Source organism: Streptomyces sp. KR80, assembly GCF_052245555.1.
Lineage (GTDB): Bacteria > Actinomycetota > Actinomycetes > Streptomycetales > Streptomycetaceae > Streptomyces.
Genome location: NZ_JBQQCD010000008.1, coordinates 70,042 through 96,411 on the forward strand (window position 1 = coordinate 70,042; position 26,370 = coordinate 96,411).

The 26,370-nt window shown below is 70.4% G+C and carries 25 protein-coding genes; 12 read left to right on the top strand and 13 right to left on the bottom strand.

All coding sequences use genetic code 11. The features are described 5' to 3' along the window. Positions 1–27 precede the first annotated feature (27 nt). A complete protein-coding gene (locus tag ACTWQI_RS14235) occupies positions 28–954 on the bottom strand; it encodes a DUF2867 domain-containing protein (protein WP_443270436.1) in 927 nt (308 codons plus the stop codon). Positions 955–1,001: 47 nt separating this feature from the next. Between ACTWQI_RS14235 and ACTWQI_RS14240 the strand changes: the two genes are divergently transcribed. Continuing rightward, a complete protein-coding gene (locus tag ACTWQI_RS14240) occupies positions 1,002–1,604 on the top strand; it encodes a TetR/AcrR family transcriptional regulator (protein ID WP_443270437.1) in 603 nt (200 codons plus the stop codon). A gap of 25 nt (positions 1,605–1,629) precedes the next feature. Here ACTWQI_RS14240 and ACTWQI_RS14245 read toward each other — a convergent pair whose 3' ends face one another. Beyond that, entirely contained in the window at positions 1,630–2,799 is a 1,170-nt protein-coding gene (locus tag ACTWQI_RS14245; protein ID WP_443270439.1) for a magnesium and cobalt transport protein CorA, read from the bottom strand. A gap of 334 nt (positions 2,800–3,133) precedes the next feature. Here ACTWQI_RS14245 and ACTWQI_RS14250 point away from each other — a divergent pair, with 334 nt between their 5' ends. Beyond that, positions 3,134–3,907, top strand: coding sequence for a PP2C family protein-serine/threonine phosphatase (locus ACTWQI_RS14250; protein WP_443270440.1), 774 nt, complete (start codon positions 3,134–3,136; stop codon positions 3,905–3,907). Positions 3,908–4,002: 95 nt separating this feature from the next. Further along, complete coding sequence (locus tag ACTWQI_RS14255) at positions 4,003–5,130, top strand: winged helix DNA-binding domain-containing protein (protein ID WP_443270442.1); 1,128 nt, start codon at positions 4,003–4,005, stop codon at positions 5,128–5,130. A 58-nt stretch (positions 5,131–5,188) separates the two neighbouring features. Here ACTWQI_RS14255 and ACTWQI_RS14260 read toward each other — a convergent pair whose 3' ends face one another. The 7 genes from ACTWQI_RS14260 to ACTWQI_RS14290 form a co-directional block, all read right to left on the bottom strand. After that, a complete protein-coding gene (locus tag ACTWQI_RS14260) occupies positions 5,189–5,968 on the bottom strand; it encodes a VOC family protein (RefSeq protein WP_443270443.1) in 780 nt (259 codons plus the stop codon). A gap of 324 nt (positions 5,969–6,292) precedes the next feature. Then, positions 6,293–7,669, bottom strand: a complete 1,377-nt coding sequence (locus ACTWQI_RS14265; RefSeq protein WP_443270444.1) for an 8-oxoguanine deaminase — start codon at positions 7,667–7,669, stop codon at positions 6,293–6,295. Positions 7,670–7,904: 235 nt separating this feature from the next. Beyond that, positions 7,905–8,828, bottom strand: a complete 924-nt coding sequence (gene pucL, locus ACTWQI_RS14270; RefSeq protein ID WP_443270446.1) for a factor-independent urate hydroxylase — start codon at positions 8,826–8,828, stop codon at positions 7,905–7,907. Positions 8,829–8,835: 7 nt separating this feature from the next. Next, positions 8,836–9,237 carry a hydroxyisourate hydrolase gene (gene uraH, locus ACTWQI_RS14275; protein ID WP_443270447.1) on the bottom strand — a complete coding sequence of 134 codons (402 nt, stop codon included), beginning with the start codon at positions 9,235–9,237 and terminating at the stop codon, positions 8,836–8,838. An 82-nt stretch (positions 9,238–9,319) separates the two neighbouring features. Further along, complete coding sequence (gene uraD, locus ACTWQI_RS14280) at positions 9,320–9,850, bottom strand: 2-oxo-4-hydroxy-4-carboxy-5-ureidoimidazoline decarboxylase (protein WP_443270449.1); 531 nt, start codon at positions 9,848–9,850, stop codon at positions 9,320–9,322. Positions 9,851–10,024: 174 nt separating this feature from the next. Further along, the gene (locus ACTWQI_RS14285) at positions 10,025–10,402 is read right to left on the bottom strand and encodes a helix-turn-helix domain-containing protein (RefSeq protein WP_443270451.1); all 378 of its coding nucleotides are present in this window, start codon (positions 10,400–10,402) and stop codon (positions 10,025–10,027) included. Next, complete coding sequence (locus tag ACTWQI_RS14290; protein ID WP_443270452.1) at positions 10,399–10,650, bottom strand: hypothetical protein; 252 nt, start codon at positions 10,648–10,650, stop codon at positions 10,399–10,401. The genes ACTWQI_RS14285 and ACTWQI_RS14290 overlap by 4 nt, the downstream gene beginning before the upstream one ends. Before the next feature lie 125 nt (positions 10,651–10,775). Between ACTWQI_RS14290 and ACTWQI_RS14295 the strand changes: the two genes are divergently transcribed. The 5 genes from ACTWQI_RS14295 (at position 10,776) to ACTWQI_RS14315 (ending at position 17,435) form a co-directional block, all read left to right on the top strand. Further along, positions 10,776–11,603, top strand: a complete 828-nt coding sequence (locus tag ACTWQI_RS14295; RefSeq protein WP_443270454.1) for a TIM barrel protein — start codon at positions 10,776–10,778, stop codon at positions 11,601–11,603. Positions 11,604–11,699: 96 nt separating this feature from the next. Next, the gene (locus ACTWQI_RS14300; RefSeq protein ID WP_443270455.1) at positions 11,700–12,602 is read left to right on the top strand and encodes a 2-hydroxy-3-oxopropionate reductase; all 903 of its coding nucleotides are present in this window, start codon (positions 11,700–11,702) and stop codon (positions 12,600–12,602) included. A gap of 339 nt (positions 12,603–12,941) precedes the next feature. Continuing rightward, complete coding sequence (locus ACTWQI_RS14305; RefSeq protein ID WP_443270456.1) at positions 12,942–14,408, top strand: catalase; 1,467 nt, start codon at positions 12,942–12,944, stop codon at positions 14,406–14,408. A gap of 293 nt (positions 14,409–14,701) precedes the next feature. After that, entirely contained in the window at positions 14,702–16,480 is a 1,779-nt protein-coding gene (gcl, locus tag ACTWQI_RS14310) for a glyoxylate carboligase (RefSeq protein WP_443270457.1), read from the top strand. Between the two features lie 181 nt (positions 16,481–16,661). Beyond that, on the top strand, positions 16,662–17,435 hold the full coding sequence (locus ACTWQI_RS14315) for a hypothetical protein (RefSeq protein ID WP_443270458.1): 774 nt from the start codon (positions 16,662–16,664) through the stop codon (positions 17,433–17,435). Positions 17,436–17,518: 83 nt separating this feature from the next. Here the strand turns inward: ACTWQI_RS14315 and ACTWQI_RS14320 are convergent, their stop codons facing one another. From ACTWQI_RS14320 to ACTWQI_RS14330, 3 genes are all read right to left on the bottom strand, one after another. After that, positions 17,519–18,385 (bottom strand): chitosanase, encoded by an 867-nt coding sequence (locus tag ACTWQI_RS14320; RefSeq protein WP_443270460.1) that lies wholly within the window; start codon positions 18,383–18,385, stop codon positions 17,519–17,521. Positions 18,386–18,545: 160 nt separating this feature from the next. Next, positions 18,546–20,168 (bottom strand): malate synthase A, encoded by a 1,623-nt coding sequence (aceB, locus tag ACTWQI_RS14325; RefSeq protein ID WP_443270462.1) that lies wholly within the window; start codon positions 20,166–20,168, stop codon positions 18,546–18,548. 237 nt (positions 20,169–20,405) lie between these two features. Beyond that, positions 20,406–21,080 (bottom strand): nucleotidyltransferase family protein, encoded by a 675-nt coding sequence (locus ACTWQI_RS14330; protein WP_443270727.1) that lies wholly within the window; start codon positions 21,078–21,080, stop codon positions 20,406–20,408. A gap of 387 nt (positions 21,081–21,467) precedes the next feature. On the opposite strand from ACTWQI_RS14330, the gene ACTWQI_RS14335 reads away from it, so the two are divergent. Continuing rightward, positions 21,468–21,797 (top strand): DUF5955 family protein, encoded by a 330-nt coding sequence (locus tag ACTWQI_RS14335; protein ID WP_443270464.1) that lies wholly within the window; start codon positions 21,468–21,470, stop codon positions 21,795–21,797. Between the two features lie 126 nt (positions 21,798–21,923). Here the strand turns inward: ACTWQI_RS14335 and ACTWQI_RS14340 are convergent, their stop codons facing one another. Continuing rightward, a complete protein-coding gene (locus tag ACTWQI_RS14340) occupies positions 21,924–22,757 on the bottom strand; it encodes an IclR family transcriptional regulator (protein WP_443270465.1) in 834 nt (277 codons plus the stop codon). Between the two features lie 434 nt (positions 22,758–23,191). Between ACTWQI_RS14340 and allB the strand changes: the two genes are divergently transcribed. The 3 genes from allB (at position 23,192) to ACTWQI_RS14355 (ending at position 26,329) form a co-directional block, all read left to right on the top strand. Further along, positions 23,192–24,544 carry an allantoinase AllB gene (gene allB / locus ACTWQI_RS14345; RefSeq protein ID WP_443270467.1) on the top strand — a complete coding sequence of 451 codons (1,353 nt, stop codon included), beginning with the start codon at positions 23,192–23,194 and terminating at the stop codon, positions 24,542–24,544. Next, positions 24,541–25,707: an allantoicase gene (gene alc, locus ACTWQI_RS14350; protein ID WP_443270468.1), complete on the top strand. Its 1,167-nt coding sequence runs from the start codon at positions 24,541–24,543 to the stop codon at positions 25,705–25,707. The genes allB and alc overlap by 4 nt, the downstream gene beginning before the upstream one ends. Positions 25,708–25,900: 193 nt before the next feature. Then, positions 25,901–26,329: a ribonuclease domain-containing protein gene (locus ACTWQI_RS14355; protein WP_443270470.1), complete on the top strand. Its 429-nt coding sequence runs from the start codon at positions 25,901–25,903 to the stop codon at positions 26,327–26,329. Positions 26,330–26,370: the final 41 nt, after the last annotated feature.

The following is a 26,370-nucleotide window of genomic DNA, read 5'->3' on the forward strand; positions in this document are numbered from 1 at the left end:
GCAGGCGTCCTACCGGCACGTGACGGCTCAATTCGTCTGCGGCACCGCGGGATTGGCCGGACGCTGCCCGCGTTCGGCGGCGGTGGGCGCCGCCAGGGCGAGCCGGCGGTGGATGCGGCGGAGCATGGTGCGGGCCATGAAGGGATGCACCCGCTTCACCAGGGACCAGTAGAGCCGGCCGCGCCAGTTGTGGATCCGCACGACCGTGCTGAGCGTGACATGGCGGTCGTCGACGAGGATCGAGGCGCGGAAGTCGAGGTGTCCGGCGTCCTCGCCCAGCAGCATCTCGCCGCCCTCGCGGCCCACCACCGGGAAGGGGGCACCGCGCAGGACACCTCGCCAGGACTCGGGGTCCTGCGGCATCCCGGGGCGCATCCTCATCCGCCAGGCGTCGCCGTAGTCGGTCCGCTCGAAGGCGGTACGGGCCAGGCGGGCGCCGGCCGGAATCTCCGTGGCGGCCGCCCTCTCCCACATCAGCCGGCTGAGCAGCCGGACCCATGGTGACCGGCGGACGGGGCTGCGCACCGTCCCGGTGGCGCACCGCTCGACGTTGTCGAAGAGCTCCTCGAGCACCGTGTCGTGCATCCAGCGCACCGCCAGGGCCCAGCCCAGCAGCATCGCGCCGCGGCGCTCCGCCTCCAGGGTGTGCCGCAGGCGGCAGCGGTCCTGTCCCAGGGGCTCGATGACGAACTCGTGGTGGCCGCTCATGGGCGGGTTGAAGTCGAAGCGGACCCGGCGGCCTGGCTCGTACGCGGTCACGCCGTAGCGGACGAAGCCGTGGCCGCCGTCCGCACCGACGCCGAGCGGGCGGTCGAAGCGCATCGGCGGCCAGGCCGGGGCGGGCCAGGCCGGGTCGTGGGGCGAGGAGAGCCGGTCGAGCAGGGCCCCGACGGCCTGGGCGGGGGCCTCGACGGTGCGTTCGTGGACATTGCGGATCGTGCGGAACATGCGCATCGCGCGCCTCCATACGCTGCCGTATGTTGTCGACCGTACGATAGCGTATGGTCATGATGCAACGGCGTGACAGGGACCCCCGCGGGGGCGGGCGGAAGCGGCTGACCGCGCAGGACTGGGCGGACGCGGCGCTGACGGCCATGGGCGAAGGCGGTCTCGCCGCGGTCGCGGTCGAGCCGCTCGCCGCACGCCTGGGCACCACCAAGGGCAGCTTCTACTGGCACTTCGCCAACCGGGAGGCGCTGATCGAGGCCGCGCTCGACCGCTGGGAGCAGCAGTCCACCGAGGCCGTCATCGCCGGCCTGGAGTCCGAGCCGGATCCGGAGCAGCGGTTGCGCAGGCTCTTCGCCGAGGCGTCCGAGCTCGCCGCCGAGGATCCGCTCGAGGTCTCCCTGCTGGCCACGGCCGGGCATCCGCGGGTCGCCGCGGTACTGCGCCGGGTGACCGACCGCCGCGTCGACTATCTGGCACAGCTCTTCGCCGAACTGGGCTTCCCCCCGGACGAGGCGCGCCGCCGCGGGCTGCTGGCGTACACCGGATACCTCGGGCACACGCAGCTCACCCACGCGGTGCCGGAGACCGTACCGGCCGGGGAGGAGGGAAGGCGCTACCTGGACTCGGTGCTCGACACTCTGCTGGCGCGGGGCTGAAGTCCGGCAGGCGCGGGCCGACGGGTCAGAGCCAGCCGCGGCGCTTGAAGACCACGAACAGGCTCACGCAGACCACCGCCATCAGCGTGAGGGCGAACGGGTACCCGAACGTCCAGTCCAGCTCCGGCATCTGATCGAAGTTCATGCCGTAGATGGTCCCCACGAGGGTGGGGGCGAAGAGAATGGCCGCCCAGGCGGAGATCTTCTTGATCTCTTCGTTCTGCTCGAAGCCCGCTTCCGCGATCGCCCGCATCTCCGCGTTCTGCTGCTGGGTGACCAGGGTGGCGTTGACCGTGAGGATGTCTGCCAGGGCCTGGCGGAAGCCGTCCACGCGCTCGCTGGTGTGGGTGACGTGGTCGGCCACGTCCCGCAGATAGCGCTGCAGCTCCTCGTCCGTGCCGTACTTCGTGAACCCCGCCATGAGGCCGTTGAGCATGCCCACCAGAGGACGCGTGGCGCGCTGGAACTCCACCATCTCGCGGGCGAGTTCATAGATCCGTCGGGACACCTCGGGGTCGCCACGGAAGACCTCGGTCTCGATCTCGTCCACGTCGATCTGCACACCCGCCACCACCGGCGCGTAACCGTCGACGACCGCGTCGAGGATCGCGTACAGCACCGCTTCCGGGCCCAGGCGCAGCAGTTCGGGCGCCGCCTCCATCCGGTGGCGCACCGCCGAGAGGTCCGGGGCGGCGCCGTGCCGGACGGTGATCACGAAGTCGGCGCCGACGAAGACGTGCAGCTCGCCGAAGTCGATGTCCTCCGGGTCGTCCAGGTAGCGGGCGGCGCGCAGGACGACGAAGAGAGTGTCGCCGTACCGCTCCAGCTTCGGACGCTGGTGGGCCTCGAGGGCGTCCTCGACCGCCAGCGGGTGGAGGTCGAACTCCTCCGCGAGGGAGATCACCTCGGCCTCGGTCGGTCGGTAGAGCCCGATCCACGCCATGTCGCCCTGCTGTTCGCTCAACTGCCGGAAGGTGTCGGCCAGGGAGGCGGGCGTGCTCACCCGGCGGCCGTCGCGGTACAGCGCGGCGTGCACGACGCTGCTCTCCTCTCCCGCGCGGCCCTCGGGTGCGGTGTCCACCGGTCGCGAGGGAGCGGCGGCGGGCGGGGAGCCGGCTGCGGGACGCGTCGACGAGGGGCGGAGCCAGCCGGGCTTCTTCGGTGAGAGCAGGGGACGGGGACGGCGCTCGGACATGGGTGTGTCCCTTCGGTGGGGAACGGGGCTGGGCCGACTCGGCACACCGCGCGCACCGCTCCCCGGCCACCCGTCAGCGCGGGGGCGGGCCGGTGCGGCGCGGCGTACGACTGGGAGGTTCGCCGCTCATCGCAGCCTCACCTCCTGCCTCGCACACATGTCACTGCTCGGTGATCCGTGGTTCACGGATCACCGAGCAGGATATACGCCGCGAATGCCGCGGGCGAAGCGTTGTGGGCGCCGCAGGCCGGTTCGTCTGCGCGGTCGACGGGCGTCCGCAGCACAATGGAGGAAGAGGGCGTGCCGGATGCGTCGGGAAGGCGATGACTTGCCCATGGCCTACATCGTCGTGAGCGCGCTGAGCCACACCGGGCTGCTGCGCGACCGCAACGAGGACAGCCTCGTCGTCGGACCGTGGACCCTGTGCAGCACGGTCACCGAAAGCCCGCAGACGCTGCTGTTCCCGCTCGGCACCCCGCTCGTCGTCGCGGTCGCCGACGGGCTCGGCGGGCACCCGGCGGGTGAGGTGGCCAGTGCGATGGTGGTCCGCAGGCTGTCCCGGATCGGACCGGACCTGGACAGCGAGGAGGCCGTGCGAGAGGCCCTGGAGGGCTGCAACCGGGCGGTCTACGCGGCCGCCGACGACGACCCCGACTTGATCATGATGGGCACCACGGTGGCCGGCGTCGTGCTGACGCCGGAGACCGTGTTCACCTTCAACGTCGGCGACAGCCGGGTGTACGCCCTGGACGGCGCCGGGGAAGCCGAGGAAGCCGGGGAAGGGGAGCAGGCGCTGCGCGAGATCAGCATCGACGACAACCCGCCCCTGGCGCCGGGGGAGCGCACCACCCCGGTCGTCACGCAGACGCTCGGCGGCACCCCCGACTTCAGCCCGGTCGACCCGCATGTGTCCAGCGCCCCGCTGTCCCCCGGCCGGCGCCACCTCGTCTGTACCGACGGACTGAGCGACCCGGTGCCGGACGACGAGCTCGACGGCGTGCTGCGCGAGCACGCGGACGGGCGGGCGGCCTTCGAGATGTGGAAGGCCGCCATGGACGCCGGAGGTCCGGACAACATCACCCTGGCCGTCGTACGGATCGGCGACTGACCCATGGCTCCGCAGCTGTTGCGGTCGCCTGTGTCCTCACAGTCCGGCTTCGGATGCGGACGGAACCTGTCCGCAAGCCGTCCTAGCGTGCGGGCATGACCAAGAACACGGACACCACCGCTGCCTCCCGAGTCCTCGGCACCCGCGCCCTGAACCGGGCCCTCCTGGAGCGTCAGCTGCTGCTCCGCAGGTCGCCGATGCCGGTCGCCGATGCCGTCGAGCACCTCGTCGGCATCCACGGACAGGTCCCTAAGGTGCCGTACTACGCCCTGTGGGCGCGGCTGGCCGGCTTTCGCCCTGCGGAGCTCTCCGATCTCCTCGCCTCCCGCGGTGCGGTACGCATCGCACTCCAGCGCTCCACCCTCCACCTCGTCACCGCCTCCGACTGCCTGGAACTGCAGCCCGTCCTTCAGGAGATGCAGGAGCGGCGGTTCCGGGGCAGCTTCGGGAAGCGGCTGGCGGGCGTGGACATGGCGCGGCTGGCGGAGGTGTCGCGGAAGCTGGTCGAGGAGCGGCCGCTGATGTTTCACGAGCTCGGCAAGGCGCTTGTCGAGCTGTGGCCGGACCGGGACCCGCTTGCCCTCTCCATGGCCGCGCGGACCGTCCTTCCGCTGGTCCAGGTGACGCCCCGGGCGCTGTGGGGGACTGCCGGACTGGCCCGGCACACCACAGTCCGGCAGTGGCTGGGCGAGGAGGTGGGGGAGGCGACCCCTGAGGGTCTGGAACGGCTGCTGGTGCGCTATCTGGCCGCGTTCGGGCCCGCCTCCGTGCGGGATATGCAGATCTGGTCGGGGCTGACCCGGCTGCGGGAAGTCGCGGAGCGGATGCGGCCTCGGCTGCGGATCTTCCGCGACCGGCACGGGGTGGAGCTGTTCGATGTGCCGGCCGGACCTCTGCCGGATCCGGAGACGCCCGGGCCGACGCGCTTCCTGCCCGAGTTCGACAATCTCTTCCTGTCGCACCAGGACCGCTCGCGCATCGTCGCCGATGCCTACCGGGACCGGATCTGGCAGGGCAACCAGGCCTTCTGCGTCTTTCTCGTCGACGGGTTCATCCGGGGTGTCTGGCGCATCGAGCGGGAGCGCGACCGCGCCGTCCTCGTGGCCGAACCGTTCGAGCCGCTGTCGCGCCCGGAGCGTACGGACCTGGAGGCCGAGGGGGCGCGGCTGCTGGAGTTCGCCGCTCCGGACGCCGCGCACGACCTGCGGATCGTACGGTCCTGACGCCGGCCCCAGTCGCCCGGAGACCGGCAACGCGCGACCGGTCGGGGCGGGCGAGTGCTCAGGAGGACGGCGCGCTGGTGATCACCGCGAAGTCCGCGCCGCACGGGTCGGACAGCCTGGCGAAGCGGCCCACGTCGGGGGCCTCCACGGGGTGCACGGCGATCGAGCCGCCCAGTTGCTCGGCCTTGACGACCGTCGCGTCGCAGTCCGCCACCTCGAAGTACGGCAGCCAGTGGGCCCGTACCCCGGCCGGCGGCGCCTGCGGCATGATCCCGCCGAACGAGGACTTCTCGCTGCCGTCGGCCGGGGTGAGCACGGTGTACGTGGTCCCGGCGAACGGCATGTCCTGGGCCTGCCAGTCGAAGACCGAGCCGTAGAAGTCGCGGGCGCCGTCCGGCTCGGGCGTGTGCAGCTCCGCCCAGCACAGGCTGCCCGGGTCGTTGACCACATGCAGCCCCTGATGCTCGCGCGGCTGCCATACGGCGAACCGTGCGCCGGCGGGGTCGGTGAAACCGGCTGTCCGTCCCTGGTCGAGGATGTCCATCGGCCCGCCGCGGACCGTACCGCCCGCCTGCTCGACCGCCTTCGCCGTGGCGTCGGCGTCGGTGGTGTGGAAGAACACCGTCCAGGCCGTCTGGGCGCCTTCCTCGGTGAGCGGTGCGAGACCGGCCGCCGCCTTGCCGCCCAGCCGGAGCAGCACATAACCGCCCGACTCGGGGCCGGCCGACTCGGCCTGCCAGCCGAACAGCGCGCCGTAGAACGCGGTGACCCGGTCCATATCGGGGGTACCGAGGTCGACCCAGTTGGGCGCACCGGGCACGTAGTGGGTGCTGAGCATGGTGGTCCCTCCGTCGACATGACCTGCGTGTCCGGGCGACGGACGCCGCTCCGCGGTGCCGACGGCCCCGGGGGTCTCTCCATCCAGCCTGACCCCGATGCGCGGGCTTCGCACCCCTCCTCGTGGAGTGGACGGTCGGGCCGGGCGCGGCGGAGATCCGGTGGGACCAGGCGGGGGTCACCGTCCCGGGGGACGCGGTATGGGACCGCGCCCCCCGAGAACGGCGGCTACGGGCCCCGCTCGGGTCCGTAGCCTCCCGGCCGGGAGCCGTCCCTCCCGGCCGGGTGCTGATACGGAGGGGTTCCTCCGTCGGGCCGGCGAACGTCAGTCCGCGGCGACGATGCGCGCCAGCCGCTGTGCCTCGTGCCGCGTACCGCGGGCGATGGCGTCCTCGTCGACGGTGGTGAGGCGGTTGTCCTCGACCACCGGCTTGCCGTTGATCAGCGACAGGGCCACCGGGGCGGCCGCCCCGAAAACCAGGGCCGCGACGGGGTCGGCGATCGAGGAGTGGCCGATGCCGTCGAGCTTCCAGAGCACGAGGTCGGCGAGCTTGCCCGGCTCGAGCGAGCCGATCTGGTCCTGACGGCCGAGGACGCGGGCGCCGCCGTACGTCCCCAGGCGCAGGGCCTGACGGGCGTTCAGGGCCTTCTCGCGATGGGCGCCGAGGCGGTTGATCAACAGGGCGTTGCGCAGCTCGGTGTGCAGTTCGCCGGACTCGTTGGAAGCCGTGCCGTCCACGCCGAGGCCGACCGGGACACCGGCGGCGAGCATGTCGGGGACGCGGGCGATGCCGGCCGCCAGCCGGGCGTTGGAGGACGGGCAGTGGGCGACGCCGGTGCCGGTGCGGGCGAAGGCGGCGATGTCGGAGTCGTTCATGTGGACGCAGTGCGCCATCCACACGTCCTCGCCGAGCCATCCGGTCGACTCGAAATAGTCGGTCGGGCCCATGCCGAAGAGCTCGTGGCAGAACTTCTCCTCCTCCACGGTCTCCGAGCCGTGGGTGTGCAGCCGTACGCCCTTGCGGCGAGCCAGCACGGCGGCCTCGCGCAGCAGTTCGGTGGAGACGGAGAACGGCGAGCAGGGGGCGGCCGCGATGTGCAGCATCGAGTCGAAGGACGGGTCGTGGTACGTGTCGATCGCCGCTTCGGTGGCGATCAGCGCGGCCTCGGTGGTCTCGACGGCGAAGTCCGGCGGCAGGCCGCCGTCCGACCTGCCGCGGTCCATCGAGCCACGGGTGGCGGTGAAGCGGACGCCGATCTCCTGCGCGGCGCGAATCTCCGCGCCGAGCAGATCCCCGGCGCCCCGGGGGAAGACGTAGTGATGGTCCATGGCGGTGGTCACGCCACCGCGGACCATCATCGCCAGGGAGCCCTGGGCCGCCGCGTACACCATCGGTTCGTCGATGCGGGCCCAGACCGGGTAGAGCGTGACCAGCCAGTCGAAGAGGTTGGCGTCCTGGGCGAGGCCCCGGGTGATCCACTGGTAGAAGTGGTGATGGGTGTTGATCAGACCGGGTGTGGCCAGGTGGCCGGTGCCGTCGACCCGCCGGACCACCTGCTCCAGGTTCTCGGGCGCCTTGCCCGCGCCCACCGACTCGATGCGGTTGCCGGCGACGACAACATGGCCCGAGGCGTACTCGGTGTCGTGTCCGTCCACGGTGGCGATTGCGCAGTTCTCGATCACGATGCGCGGTGCTGCCATGGTGGTTCCTCGTATCTTCCCTTAGCGATGGACGGGCCCGGGGGTCGAGCGGGGTGACGACCGGACCCGTGGTGCGCTCCGCTTCCGCGTGGTCGCGGCCGCCGGGCGCCGGTGGTGCGCAGATGCCCCCGCTCTCCCCTGAGGTCCCCGGGAGTCCGTCGTCCGTCACTCCCGGGAACCGACGCCGGCGCGCGCGTCGGGGCTCCCCCAGCTAACGCCGGGGGTACCCCCAGGGTCAGAGGTTGGTCAGGTCCACCGGGATCTGCGGCTCGACGCCGTCGCGTAGCACGGTGGCCTCGATGAGGCCGTACGGGCGATCGGCAGCGAAATACACCTCGTTCTCGTTCTTCAGGCCGAACGGCTCCAGGTCGACGAGGAAGTGGTGCTTGTTCGGGAGCGAGAAGCGGACCTCGTCGATCTCCGAGCGGCTGTTGATGATCCGCGAACCCATCTGGTACAGGGTCTGCTGCAGCGAGAGGGAGTACGTCTCGGCGAAGGCCTCGAGCATGTGCTTGCGGGCCTGCGCGTAGGACCTCTCCCAGTTCGGCATCCGCTGCTCGTCGCTGGTCCAGTTGTACCGCCACGTCCCGGACACCTGAGTCGCGAGGATGCGGTCGTACGCCTCCTGCAGGGTCGTGTACTTGTCCTTGACGTAGCCCCAGAACTCGGAGTTGGTGGAGTTCATCACCGTGAGGTCCTTGAGACCCGAGATGACCTGCCACGACTCGCCGTCGAAGGTGATCTGGGCGGTGCGGATCTCCTGGCCCTTGCGGACGAAGGAGTGCTTGACCTCGTCGGCGCCGATGAACTTGGAGTTGCTGTCGGAGGTCGCGATCCGCTCCCAGGCGTACTCCTCGATGCGGATGCGCGCCACGTGGATCGGCTCCTGGCTGGTCACGAAGTGGCGGGCCAGGTGGATGCCGAACTGTTCGGCCGACTCGATCCCGTACTCCTTGGCGAAGGCGTAGACGGTGTTCTTGGTCGTGTCGGTCGGCAGCACGTTGGCGTTGCTGCCCGAGTAGTGGACCTCGTCCATGTCGCCGGAGAGGGCGACGGAGACGTTGAGGTCCTTGATGTGGTGGGTGTCGCCGTCCCGCGTGATCTTGACGACGCGGTTTTCCGCTTTCCCGTACTGATTCTGGCCGAGAATCGTGGGCATGTCGGTGCTAGCTCCCTCGGTATACGGAGTAGCCGAACGGGTTGAGCAGCAGCGGCACGTGATAGTGCTCACCCGGCTGGACGGCGAACGTGATCGCCACCTCCGGGAAGAAGGCTCCGCTGTCCCTTACGCGGGGGGCGTCCTGCTGTTCCTCGGCTTGCTTCTTGGCGAAGTACGCCTCGGTCTCGAAGTCCAGGCGTACGTGGGTGGTGCCCTCCGGCGGTGCCGGAAGATCCTTGCAGCGCCCGTCCGCGTCGGTCGCGGAGGCTCCCAGCACGGTCCACTCGCCCGCACTGCCGCTGCGCGCGGACAGCTGCACCGCGATGGACTCGGCGGGGCGGCCGATGCTGGTGTCCAGGATGTGAGTGGACACGGAACTCCTCGGCGAAGCCGCGGTCTCGGTGCTCATGCCAACCCCTCGCTGCGCTCGGGGTGGCGTCGCACGATGCGCACGTCGCGATGTGTTCGCTCACTTCGCTCACTCACGACCTTCAGACTCCTTCTTCCTCGACGAGGCGCGTCAGCCGGATGCGGTTGATCTTGCCCAGCTCGGTGCGGACGATCTCCCGCTCCTGTTCGGGCGAGTTCCCGATCCGGGCCCGGACCGCGTCGCGCATCTGCTCACCGGTCCGGCCGGTGGCGCAGATCAGGAAGACGTGCCCGAACTTCTCCTGGTAGGCCAGGTTGAGCTCGAGCAGCTCGGCCTTCAGCTCCGCGGAGGCGCCGGCCATCCCCGCCTGCTCGCGGGAGGAGGTCGGGTCGCCGGGCTTCGGCCGTCCGATCGGCGGGTGCCCCGCCATGGCCTCGGCCAGGTCCGCCGCGGTGAGCTCGGCCATGGCGGCGTCGCTCGCGGCGAGCAGGGCGTCGGTCGTGGCGTACGGGCGCTGGGCGAGCAGTTTGCTCCCCCAGGCCGCGCTGGAGCACACCTCGTGCAGCGCGGCGCCGGCCGCGCCGTCCTCTGAGGTGTTGAACCGGGCGAGGCCCGCCGGGGGTCCCGACAAGCGCTCTGGACTCGACGTCACGGGAAAGCCTCCGTGGCCTGGTGCTGAACGGGCTGCGACCTAGCTAACGCCCTTCATCAACACCTCGTCAACACTTTGTTGAAATCATCTGCCAAACTGTTGAAGCCCACGACATGATGAGGGCCGTCATCCGGCGACCCCGGACGACGGCCCTTGCGGATCCGCTCGTCGCAGCTAGCCGCCCTTCGCCGCGTTTTCCCTGTTCAGGTAGTTGTAGACGGTGAAGCGGCTGACCCCCAAGGCGGAGGCGACCGTCTCCACGCCGTGCCGTACGGAGAAGGCGCCACGCGCCTCCAGTATCCGGACGACCGACTGCTTCGTCTTCCGGTCCAGCTCGGAGAGCGGTACGCCGTGGCGGCGCTCCAGGTCGGCGAGGATGTGATCGAGCGAGTCGGAGAGATGGGGCAACCGCACGGCTACCAGGTCCCGGCCCTCCCAGGCCAGGACGACGTCGTCACCTTCGGCGTGCTCGGGAGCGACCATCTCGCCCCCCATGGCGTCGACCAGCGGCTTGACCGCCGCGATGAACGGGTGGTCGGCGGGCCCGGTCATGCCTCGCCCTCCCCGACCACATTCACCTGAAGCGACACCCGCGTGGCGCCCGCCTCCAGGGACTTGCGCAGCAGTTCGTCCACGGCGGTCAGCACGGCGCCGGCCGGACCCTCCGCCGTGTTGCCGAACGGGCCGACATCCACGGCGTCCAGCTCGGCCGACTGGACGACCTCCCGGGCGACGACGGCGTGGACCGGCGGCTCGTCCAGGTCGAACGGCTCGGTCGTGAACTCAACCCTCAATCTCACGCCCCTCAACCTAGCGCTCCGCGCAACAGATCCGACATCCCCACTTGACAGCTCTCCCAGCTCGGATGCAGGCTTCCGTTAAGCAGAAACTAACTTCCGCGATACGGAAGGAGCGCCAACCCCTCATGGGACTCAGCGACCAGCGCTTCGATGTGAACCTCTCGATCCTCTTCACCGAGCTCCCGCTCCTGGAGCGCCCTGCGGCCGCGGCCGCGGCGGGCTTCACGGCGGTCGAGCTGTGGTGGCCCTGGATCGACTTGCCCACGCCCGAGCAGGCCGAGCTGGCCGCCCTGCGGGACGCCCTGAACGACGCCGGCACCCAGCTGGTGGGCCTGAACTTCTACGCCGGACAGCTCCCGGGCCCGGACCGTGGCGCACTGTCGCTGCCCGGTGCGGAGTCGGACCGCTTCCGGGCGAACATCGACGTCGCCGCCGACTTCGCGCAGTCCGTGGGCTGCACCGCCCTCAACGCGCTCTACGGCAACCGCGTCGAGGGCGTGGACCCGCAGGTTCAGGACTCCCTGGCGCTGGAGAACCTGGTGTCGGCCGCCCGGGCGGCCGACCGGGTGGGCGCCGTCCTGTTGATCGAGGCGCTCAACCAGCCCGAATCGCCGCTGTACCCGCTGGTGAGCGCACCCGCCGCGGTTGAGGTCGTGGACAAGGTGAACGCGGCCACCGGCCTCGGCAACGCGAAGTTCCTGATGGACCTGTACCACCTGTCGATGAACGGCGAGGACCTGCACGAGGTCATCGACCGGTACACCGGCAAGACCGGGCACGTGCAGATCGCGGACAACCCCGGCCGCGGCGCCCCCGGCTCCGGCGATCTCGACTTCGACGACCTGCTGGGCCGCCTGAAGAAGGCGGGCTACGACGGCTGGATCGGCCTCGAGTACAAGGCCTCCACCCAGGGCGCCTTCGACTGGCTCCCCGCCGAGAGCCGCGCCGCATAGCGCTGCACGCACGCGCACGCGGCGCCCCGCGCCGTCCCAGGAATTCGCGCCTTGAAGGCGCCCCCCACCTACGCACCACCTCAGCGAGAGGACGCCATGAGCACCACCACACTTCCGAAGATCGCCTGGATCGGCCTCGGCATCATGGGCTCCCCCATGGCCGAGAACCTGATCAAGGCCGGCTACTCGGTCACCGGATACACCCTCGAGCAGGAGAAGCTCGACCGCCTCGCGGCCGCCGGCGGCACCGCGGCGTCCTCCGTCGCCGAGGCCGTCAAGGACGCCGATGTCGTCATCACCATGGTTCCGGCCTCTCCGCACGTCGAGGCGATCGCCTACGGCGAGGACGGCATCCTGGAGAACGCCCGCCCCGGCACGCTGCTGATCGACATGTCCTCGATCACGCCGCAGACCTCCGTCGACCTGGCAGCGGCGGCGGCCCAGAAGGGCATCAAGGTCCTGGACGCCCCGGTCTCCGGCGGCGAGGCCGGTGCCATCGAGGCCGTGCTGTCGATCATGGTCGGTGGCGCGCAGGCCGACTTCGACCGGGCCAAGCCGATCCTGGAGGCGCTCGGCAAGACCATCGTCCTGTGCGGCCCGCACGGCTCCGGCCAGACGGTAAAGGCCGCCAACCAGCTGATCGTCGCGGTCAACATCCAGGCCTGCGCCGAGGCCGTGGTCTTCCTGGAGAAGTCCGGTGTGGACCTCGCCGCCGCGCTCGACGTCCTGAACGGCGGACTGGCCGGCTCCACGGTCCTCACCCGCAAGAAGGACAACTTCCTGAAGCGCGACTTCAAGCCGGGCTTCCGCATCGATCTGCACCACAAGGACATGGGCATCGTCACCGACGCCGCTCGCAACGTCGGCGCGGCGCTGCCCGTGGGGGCCGTCGTCGCGCAGCTCGTCGCCTCCCTGCGTGCCCAGGGTGACGGCGGCCTGGACCACTCCGCCCTGCTGCGCTCGGTCGAGCGCCTCTCCGGCAACTCCACCGAGGGTTGATCCGAAGGCCAAACCCACCCTTGACCCGGGCGGCAGCGGCGCTGACTCTGTCCTGTCGCGCCCAAGGCGCTGCTGCCGCCCGACCTCTGGGAATCACTGAGCAGCCCGGCGAACCGGGCCGCGACAGCGAGGGAGGTGCGCCGACACCTGTCCTTTGACGATGCTCGCCCCGCAGGACGATTCCCTCCCGGTTCCCCAGTCGGGCTTCACGCAACCGCCTCCGGTGGGCCGGGACTTGGCACTGGCTCGTGCCTACGCGTGCTGTTGATGTCCGGGCCACCCGTCCAGCGGACCCGAGTCCCGGTCAGGGACGCCACCCACGATATACGAAAGGTCACCATGTCGAAGCGCGTGCTTACGACCGAGTCCGGCGCCCCGGTCGCCGACAACCAGAACTCCGCCACCGCCGGCGTCGGCGGCCCGCTCCTCCTCCAGGACCAGCACCTGCTGGAGAAGCTCGCCCGTTTCAACCGGGAGCGCATCCCGGAGCGTGTGGTGCACGCCCGCGGCTCGGGTGCGTACGGCTACTTCGAGGTGACCGATGACGTCACCGCCTACACCCGCGCCGACTTCCTGAACACGGTCGGCAAGCGCACCGAGCTCTTCGTCCGCTTCTCGACCGTGGCGGACAACCTCGGCGGCGCGGACGCCGTCCGTGACCCGCGCGGCTTCGCCGTGAAGTTCTACACCGAGGAGGGCAATTACGACCTCGTCGGCAACAACACGCCGGTGTTCTTCATCAAGGACCCGCTGAAGTTCCCCGACTTCATCCACTCGCAGAAGCGCGACCCGTTCACCGGCAAGCAGGAGCCGGACAACGTCTGGGACTTCTGGGCGCACGCCCCCGAGGCCACCCACCAGGTCACCTGGCTGATGGGCGACCGCGGCATCCCCGCCTCGTACCGCCACATGAACGGCTACGGCTCGCACACGTACCAGTGGACCAACGCCGAGGGCGAGGCCTTCTTCGTCAAGTACCACTTCAAGACCAACCAGGGCATCCGGTGCCTGTCCAGCGAGCAGGCCGCCGAGCTCGCGGGCAAGGACCCGAACTCGCACCAGACCGACCTGCTGCAGGCCATCGAGCGCGGTGTGAACCCTTCCTGGACCCTGTACGTGCAGATCATGCCCGCCGCCGAGGCGCCGAACTACCGCTTCAACCCGTTCGACCTCACCAAGGTGTGGCCGCACGCGGACTACCCGCTGCAGCGGGTCGGCCGCCTGGTCTTGGACCGCAACCCGGACAACGTCTTCGCCGAGGTCGAGCAGGCCGCCTTCTCGCCGAACAACTTCGTGCCCGGCATCGGCCCGTCCCCGGACAAGATGCTCCAGGGCCGGCTGTTCGCCTACGCCGACGCGCACCGCTACCGCCTGGGCGTCAACCACACCCAGCTCGCGGTGAACGCCCCGAAGGCCGTTCCTAGGGGCACCGCCGACAACTACGGCCGCGACGGCTTCATGGCCACCAACTCCCAGGGCCGCCACGCCAAGAACTATGAGCCGAACTCCTACGACGGTCCGGTTCAGACGGGCGAGGCACTCGCCGCCCCGTTCGCCCTCTCCGGCCACACCGGCACCCACGCAGCCCCGGAGCACGCCAAGGACGACGACTTCTTCCAGGCCGGCGAGCTCTACCGGCTGATGTCGGAGGAGGAGAAGCAGCGCCTGGTGGCCAACATCGCCGGCGGCCTGTCGCAGGTCAGCCGCGACGACGTGATCGAGAGGAACCTCGCTCACTTCCAGGCCGCCGACCCGGACTACGGCAAGCGCGTCGAGGCCGCCGTCCGCGAGCTGCGGGACAACTGAACCGCGCGCGCCGACCGTGCCGCGCGAAAGGTGGCGGAAGGTCGGCGACCCGCACCCCCGTACCGACCGGCCCGATGAGGGGTGGTCGGTCGGTACGGGCCGGGGGCGACCGCGATACCTGACCGCGGTCGCCACCGTTCCGGCCCGCGGCGGCGGCATGCCAGTGCGGTGGTAGCACTCCCCGCTGGGATGGGCGAGTGCCGTCGCCGCCGCGGACCCGGCACGTCAACCCCCTCACCCTCCAGCCCCTGGCGCGAGGGCCCCGACTCTGTTGCTCACTCAGGGAGTACGCGATGCCTCGTATGACCGCCGCCCGCGCGGCAGTTGAGATCCTCAAGCGCGAAGGCGTGACCAACGCGTTCGGCGTGCCAGGTGCAGCCATCAACCCCTTCTACGCGGCTCTCAAGGCCGGTGGCGGGATCCACCACACGCTCGCCCGCCACGTCGAGGGCGCGTCGCACATGGCCGAGGGCTACACCCGCACCAACCCGGGCAACATCGGTGTGTGCATCGGCACGTCGGGCCCGGCCGGCACCGACATGATCACCGGCCTGTACTCCGCGATCGGCGACTCGATCCCGATCCTGTGCATCACCGGTCAGGCACCCACCGCCCGGATCCACAAAGAGGACTTCCAGGCCGTCGACATCGCCTCGATCGCGGCGCCCGTCACGAAGGCGGCGACCACGGTCCTGGAGGCCGCTCAGGTGCCCGGCGTCTTCCAGCAGGCTTTCCACCTGATGCGCTCCGGCCGTCCCGGCCCGGTCCTGATCGACCTGCCGCTCGACGTCCAGCTCACCGAGATCGAGTTCGACCCCGAGACGTACCAGCCGCTGCCGGTCTACAAGCCGTCCGCGACCCGCGCTCAGATCGAGAAGGCCGTCGCAATGCTGAACGCCTCGGAGCGGCCGTTGATCGTCGCCGGTGGCGGCATCATCAACGCCGACGCCTCCGAGCTGCTGGTGGAGTTCGCCGAACTGACCGGCACCCCCGTCATCCCGACCCTGATGGGCTGGGGCACCATCGCCGACGACCACCAGTTGAACGCCGGCATGGTCGGTCTGCAGACCTCGCACCGCTACGGCAACGCCACGTTCCTCGAGTCGGACTTCGTGCTGGGCATCGGCAACCGCTGGGCCAACCGCCACACCGGCAGCCTGGAGGTCTACACGAAGGGCCGGACGTTCGTCCACGTCGACATCGAACCCACCCAGATCGGCAAGATCTTCGCCCCGGACTACGGCATCGCTTCGGACGCCAAAGCCGCGCTGGAGCTGTTCGTCGAGGTGGCGAAGGAGCTGAAGGCCGAGGGCGGGCTGCCGGACCGCAGCGCATGGGCCGCCTCCGCCCAGGAGCGCAAGGCGCAGCTCCAGCGGCGTACCCACTTCGACAACGTGCCGATCAAACCCCAGCGGGTGTACGAGGAGATGAACCGGGCCTTCGGTCCGGACACCCGGTACGTCACCACCATCGGCCTCTCCCAGATCGCCGGCGCGCAGATGCTGCACGTCTACAAGCCGCGCCACTGGATCAACTGCGGCCAGGCCGGCCCGCTCGGCTGGACCATCCCGGCCGCGCTGGGTGTCGCCACCGCCGACCCCGAGGCCTCCGTCGTCGCCCTCTCCGGTGACTACGACTTCCAGTTCATGCTGGAGGAACTCGCGGTCGGCGCCCAGCACAAGATCCCGTACGTGCACGTGCTGGTGAACAACTCGTATCTGGGCCTGATCCGCCAGGCTCAGCGGATGTTCGACATCGACTTCCAGGTCAATCTGGAGTTCGAGAACATCAACTCCCCGGAGCTGGGCGTCTACGGCGTCGACCACGTCAAGGTGGCCGAGGGCCTGGGCTGCAAGGCCATCCGGGTCACCGAGCCCGACCAGCTGCTGCCGGCCTTCGAGGAGGCCAAGAAGCTGGCCGCCGAGTACCGCGTCCCGGTCGTCGTCGAGGCGATCCTGGAGCGGGTCACCAACATCTCGATGGCCGCCGCCGACATCGACAAGGTGAACGAGTTCGAGGAGATCGCCACCGAGCCGGGTCACGCGCCCACCGCCATCGCACCGCTGCGCTGACGGCATCCCGGACGCCACCGATTCCGTCCGGCGGCGCGAAAGTTCCGTCTTCACGCCGGCCTCGTGCCGTCGGACGGGTACCACCTCATACGAACAGCTGGCCCAATCCTTCCCTCAGGAAAGGGGGTTGGTGGAGCATGGTGCCGACGTCCCTTCCACGACAGCCGTGCAGGAGCCGAAAATGGCAGAGAGCGTGCCGGTGCGCTGCCCGGGGTGCCGCCGTGAGCACTCTTTCTCCCCGCTCACCTTCCCCTGTGCCTGCGGTGCACCGCTGACCATGCCGGTGGACCAGGGCCGCCCGGCGGAGCCGTTACGTCACCACACCTGGGCCGACGCCTGGGTGGCGCTCCGCTGCCCGTCCTGTGCCCAGGAGTCCTCCTGGCCGTATCCGGAACTCGGCTGCCCGTGCGGCATCGTGCTGCGCGTGCCCGTGGCGCCGCAGTCCGAGGACGTCCCGGTGCCCGCGCCGGGTCTGACCACCACGGGGACGGGCGGTTTCGGATCCGACACCTCCGCCTCGGCCCCCGCCCGTACGCAGGCGAAGTCGTCGGCGGTGCTGCGCCCTCCGTTCCGGCCGGTGACGATCCGTACGAGCCAGGACGCGGTCACCGCGGCCGCGCAGTACCTGAAGTGGCTCGGCTTCCAGGACGTGGTCCTGGCTGAGGACCGGATGACATCGCAGGTGGACCTGCGCGGGCGCGGCGTCGTCGCTCAGGTCGACCCCACCACCCGGCCCTCCGCTCTGCGCGACGTCGAGTGCCTCTGGCTGCACGGCCTGGGGGCCTCGGCGACCAGTGTCTTCTTCTCCCTTGCGGGCTACGCGCGCGACGCCCGCGCCCGCGCCGACGAACTCCACGTTCCGCTCTTCGTCATGGACCTCACCGGTACGCCGCAGCCGGTCAACGACGCAGCGGACGACCTGATCCGGATGGGCGCGTCCACGTCCCGGCCGTGAACGACCCGGCGTGGTCGGCCGGGTCGCTTGCTCACGGCTTCGGTGTTTCGACCTGAGCGGCTCAGCCGCCCGCTGCAGGGCGATCAGTCGATGTGGTAACTGTCGCCGTAGACCTTCCAGTCCAACGGCGTGTCCAGGTTGAGGTTGCCCTTGTCGAGGAAGACGCGCTGGGCCGTGTCGACACGGCTGGTGTCGCTGTGGGCCTCCTCCATCTTCATCGCTTCCACCCGGGCGTCGAGGAAGGCGTGCAGATAGGTCACCTCGTCGCCGCCCTCAGCGGGCGTCTTCGCCTTGCTCATTGCGTTCTTGCGGATCGAGCCGAAGCTCGCCGGGTCGCCGCCGTCGCCGTGCATGACGATGGCGTCGTAGTACGCGAACTGTCCCAGCGTCCCGACACCGTCCTGCTTCGCCCGCTCGACGGCCGGGTTGAAGTAGACCCGGTCGCGCTCGTCGTCCTGCGCCTTTGTGAACTCCGGGTCCTGTGCCGCCTTCTCCCAGTCCTGGGTGAAGTTCGGGTCGAGGCCCTCGTGGGAGTCGCTCCCGTCCACCTCCCGCAGCGCGGGCAGGTACGTGGCGAGAACGTTGTCCGGCTTGCGCTCGGTGTAGAGCTCGACCAGGTCGAGCATGTCGCCGGTGCCGGAACAGAAGCCGATGATGCCCGCCGTGTAGCCGCGGCCGTCACCGATGTCCTCGATGTACTTGTACTGCGCCTTCCAGTCCAGCGAGGAGTTCTCGGCGCTGGACACCAGCTTCATGGCGATTTCCTTCTTCGCCGGGTCGTCGAGCCCGGGAGCCGCCTGTTCGGCCGGGGCGTGCGTGGCCGGCTTCTTCTCGTCGGGACCGACGGTGGTGGCCACGGCGGTGGCCGGGACGGCGAGCAGAGCCAGCCCGAGCACGATGCGGGTGGCGGGCCGCAGACCCTTGGCTATGCCCTTGGCATGGGTACGCATAAGCGTCCTCCGGATGGGGGGTGCCGGGGGGAATCAATAGGAAGCTTTCCTATCAGCTCCGGAGGGCTGTCGTACACCCTCCCGCAGCTAACTCCCCCAGCTGCCCCTGGGAGGGGCCCCAGGGAGGTGGCCCCCAAAACCAGAAGGACTTGAGCCGGAATCAGCTCAGCAACTCGTACGCCGGCAGGGTGAGGAAGTCGGCGTAGTCCTCGTCGAGCGAGACCTTGAGCAGCAGATCGTGGGCCTGCTGCCAGCGGCCCGCCGCGTAGGCCTTCGCGCCGATCTCCTCGCGGATCGCGGCCAGTTCCTGGGCTGCGACCTTGCGGACCAGCTCCGGCGTGGCCTTCTCGCCGTTCTCGAAGACCACGCCGGCGTTGATCCACTGCCAGATCTGGGAACGGGAGATCTCCGCGGTCGCCGCGTCCTCCATCAGGTTGAAGATGGCGACCGCGCCGAGGCCCCGCAGCCAGGCCTCGATGTAACGGACGCCCACCGAGACGGCGTTGCGCAGACCCTCATACGTCGGCCTGGCATCCAGTGAGGCGATGTCGATCAGCTGCTCGGCCGTGACGTGGACGTCCTCGCGCAGCCGCTCCTTCTGGTTCGGCCGCTCGCCGAGCACGGCGTCGAAGGAGGCTCGGGCGACCGGCACCAGGTCCGGGTGCGCGACCCACGAGCCGTCGAACCCGTCGTTCGCCTCGCGGTCCTTGTCGGCCCTGACCTTGTCGAAGGCGACCCGGTTGACCTCGGGGTCCTTGCGCGACGGGATGAAGGCCGCCATGCCGCCGATCGCGTGCGCGCCGCGCTTGTGGCAGGTGCGCACCAGGAGTTCGGTGTAGGCGCGCATGAACGGGGCGGTCATCGTGACCGCGTTGCGGTCCGGCAGGACGAACCGGGGCCCGCCGTCACGGAAGTTCTTGACGATGGAGAAGAGATAGTCCCAGCGGCCCGCGTTGAGCCCGGCGGCGTGGTCGCGCAGCTCGTAGAGGATCTCCTCCATCTCGTACGCGGCGGTGATCGTCTCGATCAGCACGGTGGCACGGATGGTCCCCTGCGGGAGGCCCAGACGGTCCTGCGCAAAGACGAAGATGTCGTTCCAGAGGCGGGCCTCCAGGTGCGACTCCGTCTTCGGGAGGTAGAAGTACGGGCCCTTGCCCAGGTCGATGAGGCGCCGGGCGTTGTGGAAGAAATAGAGGCCGAAGTCGACGAGGGCTCCTGGCACGGCGCGGCCGTCGACCTGCAGGTGCCGCTCGTCCAGGTGCCAGCCGCGTGGCCGCATCACGACGGTCGCCAGCTCCTCGGCGGGCTTCAGGGCGTACCCCTTGCCCTCCGGGCTGGTGAAGTCGATGCGACGCTCGTAGGCGTCGATCAGATTGAGCTGCCCGAGGATCACGTTCTCCCAGGTGGGAGACGAGGCGTCCTCGAAGTCGGCGAGCCAGACCTTCGCGCCCGAGTTCAGCGCGTTGATGGTCATCTTGCGGTCCGTGGGGCCGGTGATCTCCACCCGCCGGTCCTCGAGGGCGGCCGGCGTCGGGGCGACCTGCCAGTCACCGTCGCGGATGTGGGCGGTCTCCGGGAGGAAGTCCAGCGTGCTGGTCCGGGCGATCTCCGTGCGGCGCTCCTCGCGGCGCGCGAGAAGCTCGTCGCGGCGGGGGGTGAAGCGGCGGTGCAACTCGGCGACGAAGTCGAGGGCCGCGTCGGTCAGAACCTCCTCCTGCCGCGCCGGTGTTCGACTGGGATCGGCGTCGACGAGGGCCGGTGTGGACGACGCTGGTGTGGACATGGGGTTGGTCACTCCGTTCGGCGGGCGGTGCCCGGAGGGCCGCGGGTCGCCGGCTGGACGGCACGGAGTGCCGTCAGCTCAGAAATGCGGTCGCGGGCGCCGTCCGAGATTCAGGGCGCTTCTGACCAGTGGAGAATAGTTTCCTCATGGTGGAAGTACAAGGTTTGTTGACATCGAGATATTTTTCTTTGGGGCTCGTAGCCGCCTGAGGTGGCTCGGAGTGCCACCCCATCCACGCTACGCATCCGGGTCCCCGGAGCCAGAGGGCCGGCCGAGCAGTCGCAGATCCTCTGGCGTGTCGATGTCGTCGGGGGCGGCGATGTCCGAGCAGTCGACGAGCGCGATCTCTCGCTCGTGGCGCCGGAGATACGTCCGCGCGCCCTGGTCCCCGACCGCGTCCGTCATCACCTCCGGCCACCGCTCGGCACCGAGGAGTACGGGATGGCCGCGCCGCCCGCCGTACGTCGCCGCGGCCAGGCTCGACGGCGACTCGTACGCCGCGAGCACCCGCGCCACCGCGCGCGCGCCGACCCCGGGCTGGTCCACCAGTCCGACGAGGGCGGCTCGGGCCCCCGTGCCGACGAGGGACGCCAGCCCGGCACGCAGCGACGAGCCCATGCCCTCTGCCCAGTCGCGGTTGACGACCAGGACGCAGCCGGGGAGTTCGGCCCGGGCCCGTACGAGCTCGGCCGAGGCGCCCAGCACCACGTGCAGGGGGTGGCAGCCACCGTCGCGCAGGACGGCCGCGGCGTGTTCGACCAGCGGCCGCCCCCGGAAGTCGAGCAGTGCCTTGGGGCGGCCCCCCAGCCTGCGGCCGCCCCCCGCGGCGAGCAGCAGCCCGGCGACGGTCGCGCCGGACCGTGCGCCGGGTGTGGCCGGTGAGGCGGGCGAGGCCGACGGCGCGGATTCCATGGGTGCAGATGCCATGCGCTCTTGCATAGCGCACGTACGGGCGGCGGGACGCGTCGGATCACCCGTGGACCCGCCGAATCCCTTCAACCTCCCGGGCTGAATTTTCGCCCTCTGTGTAGCGCTCGGTGCGGAGAGTGGCGTTAACTGATCCGCGACCGCCTCTCGCGTCGTGGGAACGCGCCGTGAGGCCGGCCCGAGCGCGCATGAGGGGGTGTGAGTGTGAGGCGGAGCGACCGAGCGGTGGGAGTCCCCCTGGGGGAGGTCGTCCCCATGGGTCCAGTGGCCCGGATGGGGGTGCCCCGGGCGAATCCCCCGGCCGACGGCAGGGGGAGAGTGCCCGCGGGAGGGACGCCGACGGGCACCGTGGCAGTGGAGGGCGCCGTAGCAGTGGAGCACAGGCGAGTGGCCGGGAATGGCCGGGATCCGCGGACGGAGGACCCGCGGGTGGATCAGCTGTGCGCAGCCGTCTCCAGGCTGCGCCGCGAACTCGCAGGGCACCCGGCGGATCTCTCCGACCGAGGCGTGGCCGAGGACGAACTCGCGGCCCTGGACGCGATGGTGCGTGATGGGGCGCCCGAGGTGCAGCGGCTGCGGCGCTCGCTGCTGCTGGTGGCGGGCGCGCTCGGCTCGGTGAGCGCGTTGGCACCGGCCCTGGCCGACATGCGCGAGGTGATCGACAGCCTCAGCGATGTGCCGCGCCCTCGCTCCGGCGACTGAGGCACCGGGGCGGGTGGGAGGCGGCCCGCAGGAGGCTCCCCGGTCGCTGGACCGCTCGCCCCGGCTCTTTCGCCCGATGCCGGTTGGACCCGACGGCGGTCAGGCCCGGGTTGGACCCGACAGCGATCAGAGGGTGGAGCCCCCGGCGCCGTTTCCGTTCCCGTTCCCATTGCCCGTACTTGCGAGCGCGGCCGACAGCTCCGCGGCCACTTCCTGCAGGAGCGGCACGATCTTTTCGGTCGCCGCCTCCGTCACCCGCCCCGACGGACCCGAAACCGAGATGGCGGCGGCCGTCGGCGAGTCCGGCACGGGAACGGCCAGGCACCGCACCCCCATCTCCTGCTCGTTGTCGTCGACCGCATAGCCCGCGGCACGGACCTGCTCCAACGCCTCGAGAAAGGCGTCCGGTGTGGTGATGGTCTTCTCCGTCGCGGCCGGCATGCCCGTCCGCGCCAGCAGTGCCCGGACCTCCCCGGCGGGGGCGTCTGCCAGCAGCGCCTTGCCGACACCCGTGGAGTGCGGCAGCACCCGCCTGCCGACCTCGGTGAACATGCGCATCGAATGGCGCGAGGGCACCTGCGCGACGTACACCACCTCGTCGCCGTCGAGCAGTGCCATGTTCGCGGTCTCGCCCGTCTCCTCGACCAGCCGCGCCAGGTGGGGCCGCGCCCACGTGCCGAGCAGCCGTGAGGCGCTCTCTCCGAGCCGGATCAGCCGCGGGCCGAGCGCGTAGCGGCGGTTGGACTGCTGCCGTACGTATCCACAGGCCACCAGGGTGCGCATCAGCCGGTGGATGGTGGGCAGGGGGAGCCCGCTGCTGCCGGAGAGCTCGCTCAGCCCGACCTCGCCGCCGGCGTCGGCCATCCGCTCGAGCAGATCGAAGGCGCGCTCGAGAGACTGCACGCCGCCCGTGGTGGCGGGCTTGGCGGCTTCGGCGGTGCTGTCGCTGGACGGCGGCACGTCGCGTTCCTTTCGGGGAGGAGAAGCCGGCCACCGCGTGGCTGCGGCGCGGCACGACCGGCAAAACGGCAGCTTACCGGGGTTCGGCGGGCTCCACATCGGCCATGACGGTGCGTTCCCGCCGGTCACGGGCTGTTTGCCCGAGGTGGCCTGGCGGGTTCCCAGTTCGCTCGGGCAACGCAATAGGGCGTCTCTCCATTCCTCTTTGCGGAATCAGGCTTTCAGTTTGTGGAAACCCCCAAAGCTGCGAGGCCGGATCCGAGGCGACGGGCGCACGCCTCCGGTCGCGTCGGGAGGGTGCGGTGCGGGGCGTGCCGAGTCGCTCTTGACGGACGAAGTCGCGGAGTGAAGACTCACTTCAACAGATCGTTGAATTCCGCTTTGTGGAAGCTTTGCATCGCGAGCCGTCGTGGGGAAGGCAAGGAGGACCCTGGGTGTCCGAGGTGGAACTGGTACTGCGCTCGACGCGCGTCGTCACTCCCGAAGGGATGCGCGCCGCCAGCGTCGCCGTGGCCGACGGCAGGATTGCCGCCCTGCTGCCATACGACGCCGCACTGCCAGCAGGTGCCCGGCTCGAGGACCTGGCCGACGACGTCCTGCTCCCCGGACTCGTCGACACCCATGTGCACGTCAACGACCCCGGTCGCACCGAGTGGGAGGGCTTCGCGTCCGCCACCCGCGCGGCCGCGGCCGGCGGTGTCACCACCCTCATCGACATGCCGCTCAACAGCATCCCGCCCACCACCACCGCCCGGCACCTCGACGTCAAGCGGAGCGTGGCCCAGGGGAAGGCCCATATCGACGTCGGCTTCTGGGGCGGCGCCGTGCCCGGCAATCTGCAGGACCTCAAGCCCCTTCATGACGCGGGCGTCTTCGGCTTCAAGTGCTTTCTGCTGCACTCCGGCGTGGACGAGTTCCCCCAGCTCACCCCGGGTGAACTCGAGGCCGCGATGGGCGAGATCGCGAGCTTCGACGGACTTCTGATCGTGCACGCCGAGGACCCGCACCTCATCGAGGGCGCGCCGCAGACCGGCGGTCCTCGCTACGCCGACTTCCTCGCATCCCGGCCGCGGGCGGCGGAGAACACCGCGATCGAGGGGCTGATCGCCCTCGCCAAGCGGCTGGGCACCCGGGTCCACATCCTCCATCTGTCCTCCTCGGACGCGCTGCCGGTGATCGCCCGGGCGCGGCGCGAGGGTGTCCGGCTCACGGTCGAGACCTGCCCGCACTACCTCGCGCTCACCGCCGAGGAAGTGCCCGACGGCGCCACCGAGTTCAAGTGCTGTCCGCCCATCCGCGAGGCGGGCAACCGGGACGCGCTGTGGCAGGGCCTGGTCGACGGGACGATCGACTGCATCGTCTCCGACCACTCGCCGTCCACACCCGACCTGAAGCGCTTCGACACCGGCGACTTCGCCCAGGCCTGGGGCGGCATCTCCTCCCTGCAGCTGGGCCTGCCGGCGATCTGGACCGAGGCCCGTAAACGGGGGCGCGGCCTGGAGGAGGTCGCGCACTGGATGTCCACCGCACCGGCGGAACTGGCCGGACTGCGACAGAAGGGCGCCATCGAGCCGGGCCGCGACGCGGACTTCGCGGTGCTCGCGCCCAACGAGACCTTCACCGTTGACCCCGCCGCGCTGCACCACCGCAACCCGGTCACTGCCTACGCCGGGCGAACGCTCCACGGCGTCGTCCGGTCCACCTGGCTGCGCGGGCAACGGATCGCGGACCACGGCAGCACCACCGAGCCCATCGGCCGACTTCTGGAAAGGCAGCGAAACGCATGACCGCCGAACAGCCTGGATCAGCCCAGGTGGCCCGTTTCACCGGCGACGCGAACCCGTACGGCGGCGGCGACCCGTACGCCGACTACCGGACCGCGGATTTCCCCTTCACCCACCTCGCGGACCTAGCAGACCGCCGGCTGGGCGCGGGTGTCATCGCCGCGAACGACGAGTTCTTCGCCGAGCGCGAGAACCTGCTGATCCCCGAACCCGCCCACTTCGACCCGGAGCACTTCGGGCACAAGGGCAAGGTGATGGACGGCTGGGAGACGCGGCGGCGGCGCGGTGCGGGTGCCGACCGGCCGCACCCGACCGAGGAGGACCACGACTGGGCCCTCGTGCGGCTCGGCGCCCCGGGCGCGATCCGCGGCATCATCGTCGACACCGCCCACTTCCGCGGCAACTACCCGCAGGCCGTGAGCATCGAGGGGACCGCGGTCACCGGTTCCCCCTCCCCGGAGGAGCTGCTCGCCCCGGACGTGAGGTGGAGCGAGATCGTCCCCCGTACGGCCATCGGCGGCCATGCGGCGAACGGCTTCGTCGTCGACCTCGAGCAGCGCTTCACGCACCTGCGGGTCAAACAGCACCCCGACGGCGGCATCGCCCGGCTCCGCGTCCACGGCGAGGTCGCGCCCGACCCGGAGTGGCTCGCCTCGCTCGGCACCTTCGACCTGGTGGCCCTGGAGAACGGCGGCGCGGTGCAGGACGCCTCCGACCGCTTCTATTCGCCGCCGACCAACACCATCCAGCCGGGGCGCTCGCGGAAGATGGACGACGGCTGGGAGACCCGCCGCCGCCGCGACAAGGGCAACGACTGGGTGCGGTACTCGCTCACCGAACAGGCCGAGATCCGAGCTGTGGAGATCGACACCGGATATCTCAAGGGCAACGCCGCGGGCTGGGCGGCCCTTTACGCCCTGGACGCCGCCACCGGAGCGGACCCTGCGGACCACGCGTCCCCCGCCTGGACCGAGCTCCTGCCCCGCACCCGGCTGCAGCCCGATGCGGTGCACCGTTTCGTCCTCGACGCGCCGGCTCCTGCGGCCACGCACGTCCGCATCGACATCTTCCCGGACGGCGGCATCGCCCGCCTGCGCCTCCACGGTTCCCTGACGGCGGAGGGCGCGAAACGGCTGGCCGCCCGCCACCAGGAACTGGGCGGCTGACGCCCGTACACCTCCCCGTACGGGCTGATCCGGGGCCGGCCTCCGAACGGAGGGCGGCCCCGGCCTCGTCATCGAGCCCGGGGCACACGACAGGCGCGCGATCGTTACGAGAGTGCCGCTTCTGTGAACTCTGCGAAAACCTCGGAACCTTGGCGTTGACATGACAGTCGCTACGCGCGTCATGCTGTGAGGCATGCGAATCCCCCCACGTATCGCCAGGATTGGCGCGCTCGGCGCCCTCGCCTCGACCCTGCTCATCGGCGGCCCCGTGCTCGCCTCGTCCGCGTCGGCGGCACCCGACTCGGTGCCTGCGCGAACCGCGGTGTCCCAGGCCGCCGTTGGTGACATCTGCTACTCGGACCTGCCGCCCCAGGCGCACGACACCCTCGACCTGATCGAGGCCGGCGGCCCGTACCCGTACCCCCAGGACGGCACCGTCTTCCAGAACCGTGAAGGCCTGCTGCCCGATCAGGACACCGGCTACTACCACGAGTACACGGTCAAGACGCCTGGATCGCCGGACCGCGGGGCGCGGCGCATCGTCACCGGAGAGGCGGCGCAGGAGGACTACTACACGGCGGACCACTACCGCTCGTTCGACCTCGTCGACTACGGCTGTTAGGTCCCGTCCGGTCGATCAGGCCGGCCAGGCCCTAGGTGTGC

What these genes read in the sequence shown, in the direction of transcription:
- ACTWQI_RS14235 (WP_443270436.1), bottom strand. Translation starts at nt 954, where the DNA reads ATGCGCATGTTCCGCACGATCCGCAATGTCCACGAACGCACCGTCGAG.
- ACTWQI_RS14240 (WP_443270437.1), top strand. Translation starts at nt 1,002, where the DNA reads ATGGTCATGATGCAACGGCGTGACAGGGACCCCCGCGGGGGCGGGCGG.
- ACTWQI_RS14245 (WP_443270439.1), bottom strand. Translation starts at nt 2,799, where the DNA reads ATGTCCGAGCGCCGTCCCCGTCCCCTGCTCTCACCGAAGAAGCCCGGC.
- ACTWQI_RS14250 (WP_443270440.1), top strand. Translation starts at nt 3,134, where the DNA reads ATGGCCTACATCGTCGTGAGCGCGCTGAGCCACACCGGGCTGCTGCGC.
- ACTWQI_RS14255 (WP_443270442.1), top strand. Translation starts at nt 4,003, where the DNA reads ATGACCAAGAACACGGACACCACCGCTGCCTCCCGAGTCCTCGGCACC.
- ACTWQI_RS14260 (WP_443270443.1), bottom strand. Translation starts at nt 5,968, where the DNA reads ATGCTCAGCACCCACTACGTGCCCGGTGCGCCCAACTGGGTCGACCTC.
- ACTWQI_RS14265 (WP_443270444.1), bottom strand. Translation starts at nt 7,669, where the DNA reads ATGGCAGCACCGCGCATCGTGATCGAGAACTGCGCAATCGCCACCGTG.
- pucL (WP_443270446.1), bottom strand. Translation starts at nt 8,828, where the DNA reads ATGCCCACGATTCTCGGCCAGAATCAGTACGGGAAAGCGGAAAACCGC.
- uraH (WP_443270447.1), bottom strand. Translation starts at nt 9,237, where the DNA reads ATGAGCACCGAGACCGCGGCTTCGCCGAGGAGTTCCGTGTCCACTCAC.
- ACTWQI_RS14285 (WP_443270451.1), bottom strand. Translation starts at nt 10,402, where the DNA reads ATGACCGGGCCCGCCGACCACCCGTTCATCGCGGCGGTCAAGCCGCTG.
- ACTWQI_RS14295 (WP_443270454.1), top strand. Translation starts at nt 10,776, where the DNA reads ATGGGACTCAGCGACCAGCGCTTCGATGTGAACCTCTCGATCCTCTTC.
- ACTWQI_RS14300 (WP_443270455.1), top strand. Translation starts at nt 11,700, where the DNA reads ATGAGCACCACCACACTTCCGAAGATCGCCTGGATCGGCCTCGGCATC.
- ACTWQI_RS14305 (WP_443270456.1), top strand. Translation starts at nt 12,942, where the DNA reads ATGTCGAAGCGCGTGCTTACGACCGAGTCCGGCGCCCCGGTCGCCGAC.
- gcl (WP_443270457.1), top strand. Translation starts at nt 14,702, where the DNA reads ATGCCTCGTATGACCGCCGCCCGCGCGGCAGTTGAGATCCTCAAGCGC.
- ACTWQI_RS14315 (WP_443270458.1), top strand. Translation starts at nt 16,662, where the DNA reads ATGGCAGAGAGCGTGCCGGTGCGCTGCCCGGGGTGCCGCCGTGAGCAC.
- ACTWQI_RS14320 (WP_443270460.1), bottom strand. Translation starts at nt 18,385, where the DNA reads ATGCGTACCCATGCCAAGGGCATAGCCAAGGGTCTGCGGCCCGCCACC.
- aceB (WP_443270462.1), bottom strand. Translation starts at nt 20,168, where the DNA reads ATGTCCACACCAGCGTCGTCCACACCGGCCCTCGTCGACGCCGATCCC.
- ACTWQI_RS14330 (WP_443270727.1), bottom strand. Translation starts at nt 21,080, where the DNA reads ATGGAATCCGCGCCGTCGGCCTCGCCCGCCTCACCGGCCACACCCGGC.
- alc (WP_443270468.1), top strand. Translation starts at nt 24,541, where the DNA reads ATGACCGCCGAACAGCCTGGATCAGCCCAGGTGGCCCGTTTCACCGGC.
- ACTWQI_RS14355 (WP_443270470.1), top strand. Translation starts at nt 25,901, where the DNA reads ATGCGAATCCCCCCACGTATCGCCAGGATTGGCGCGCTCGGCGCCCTC.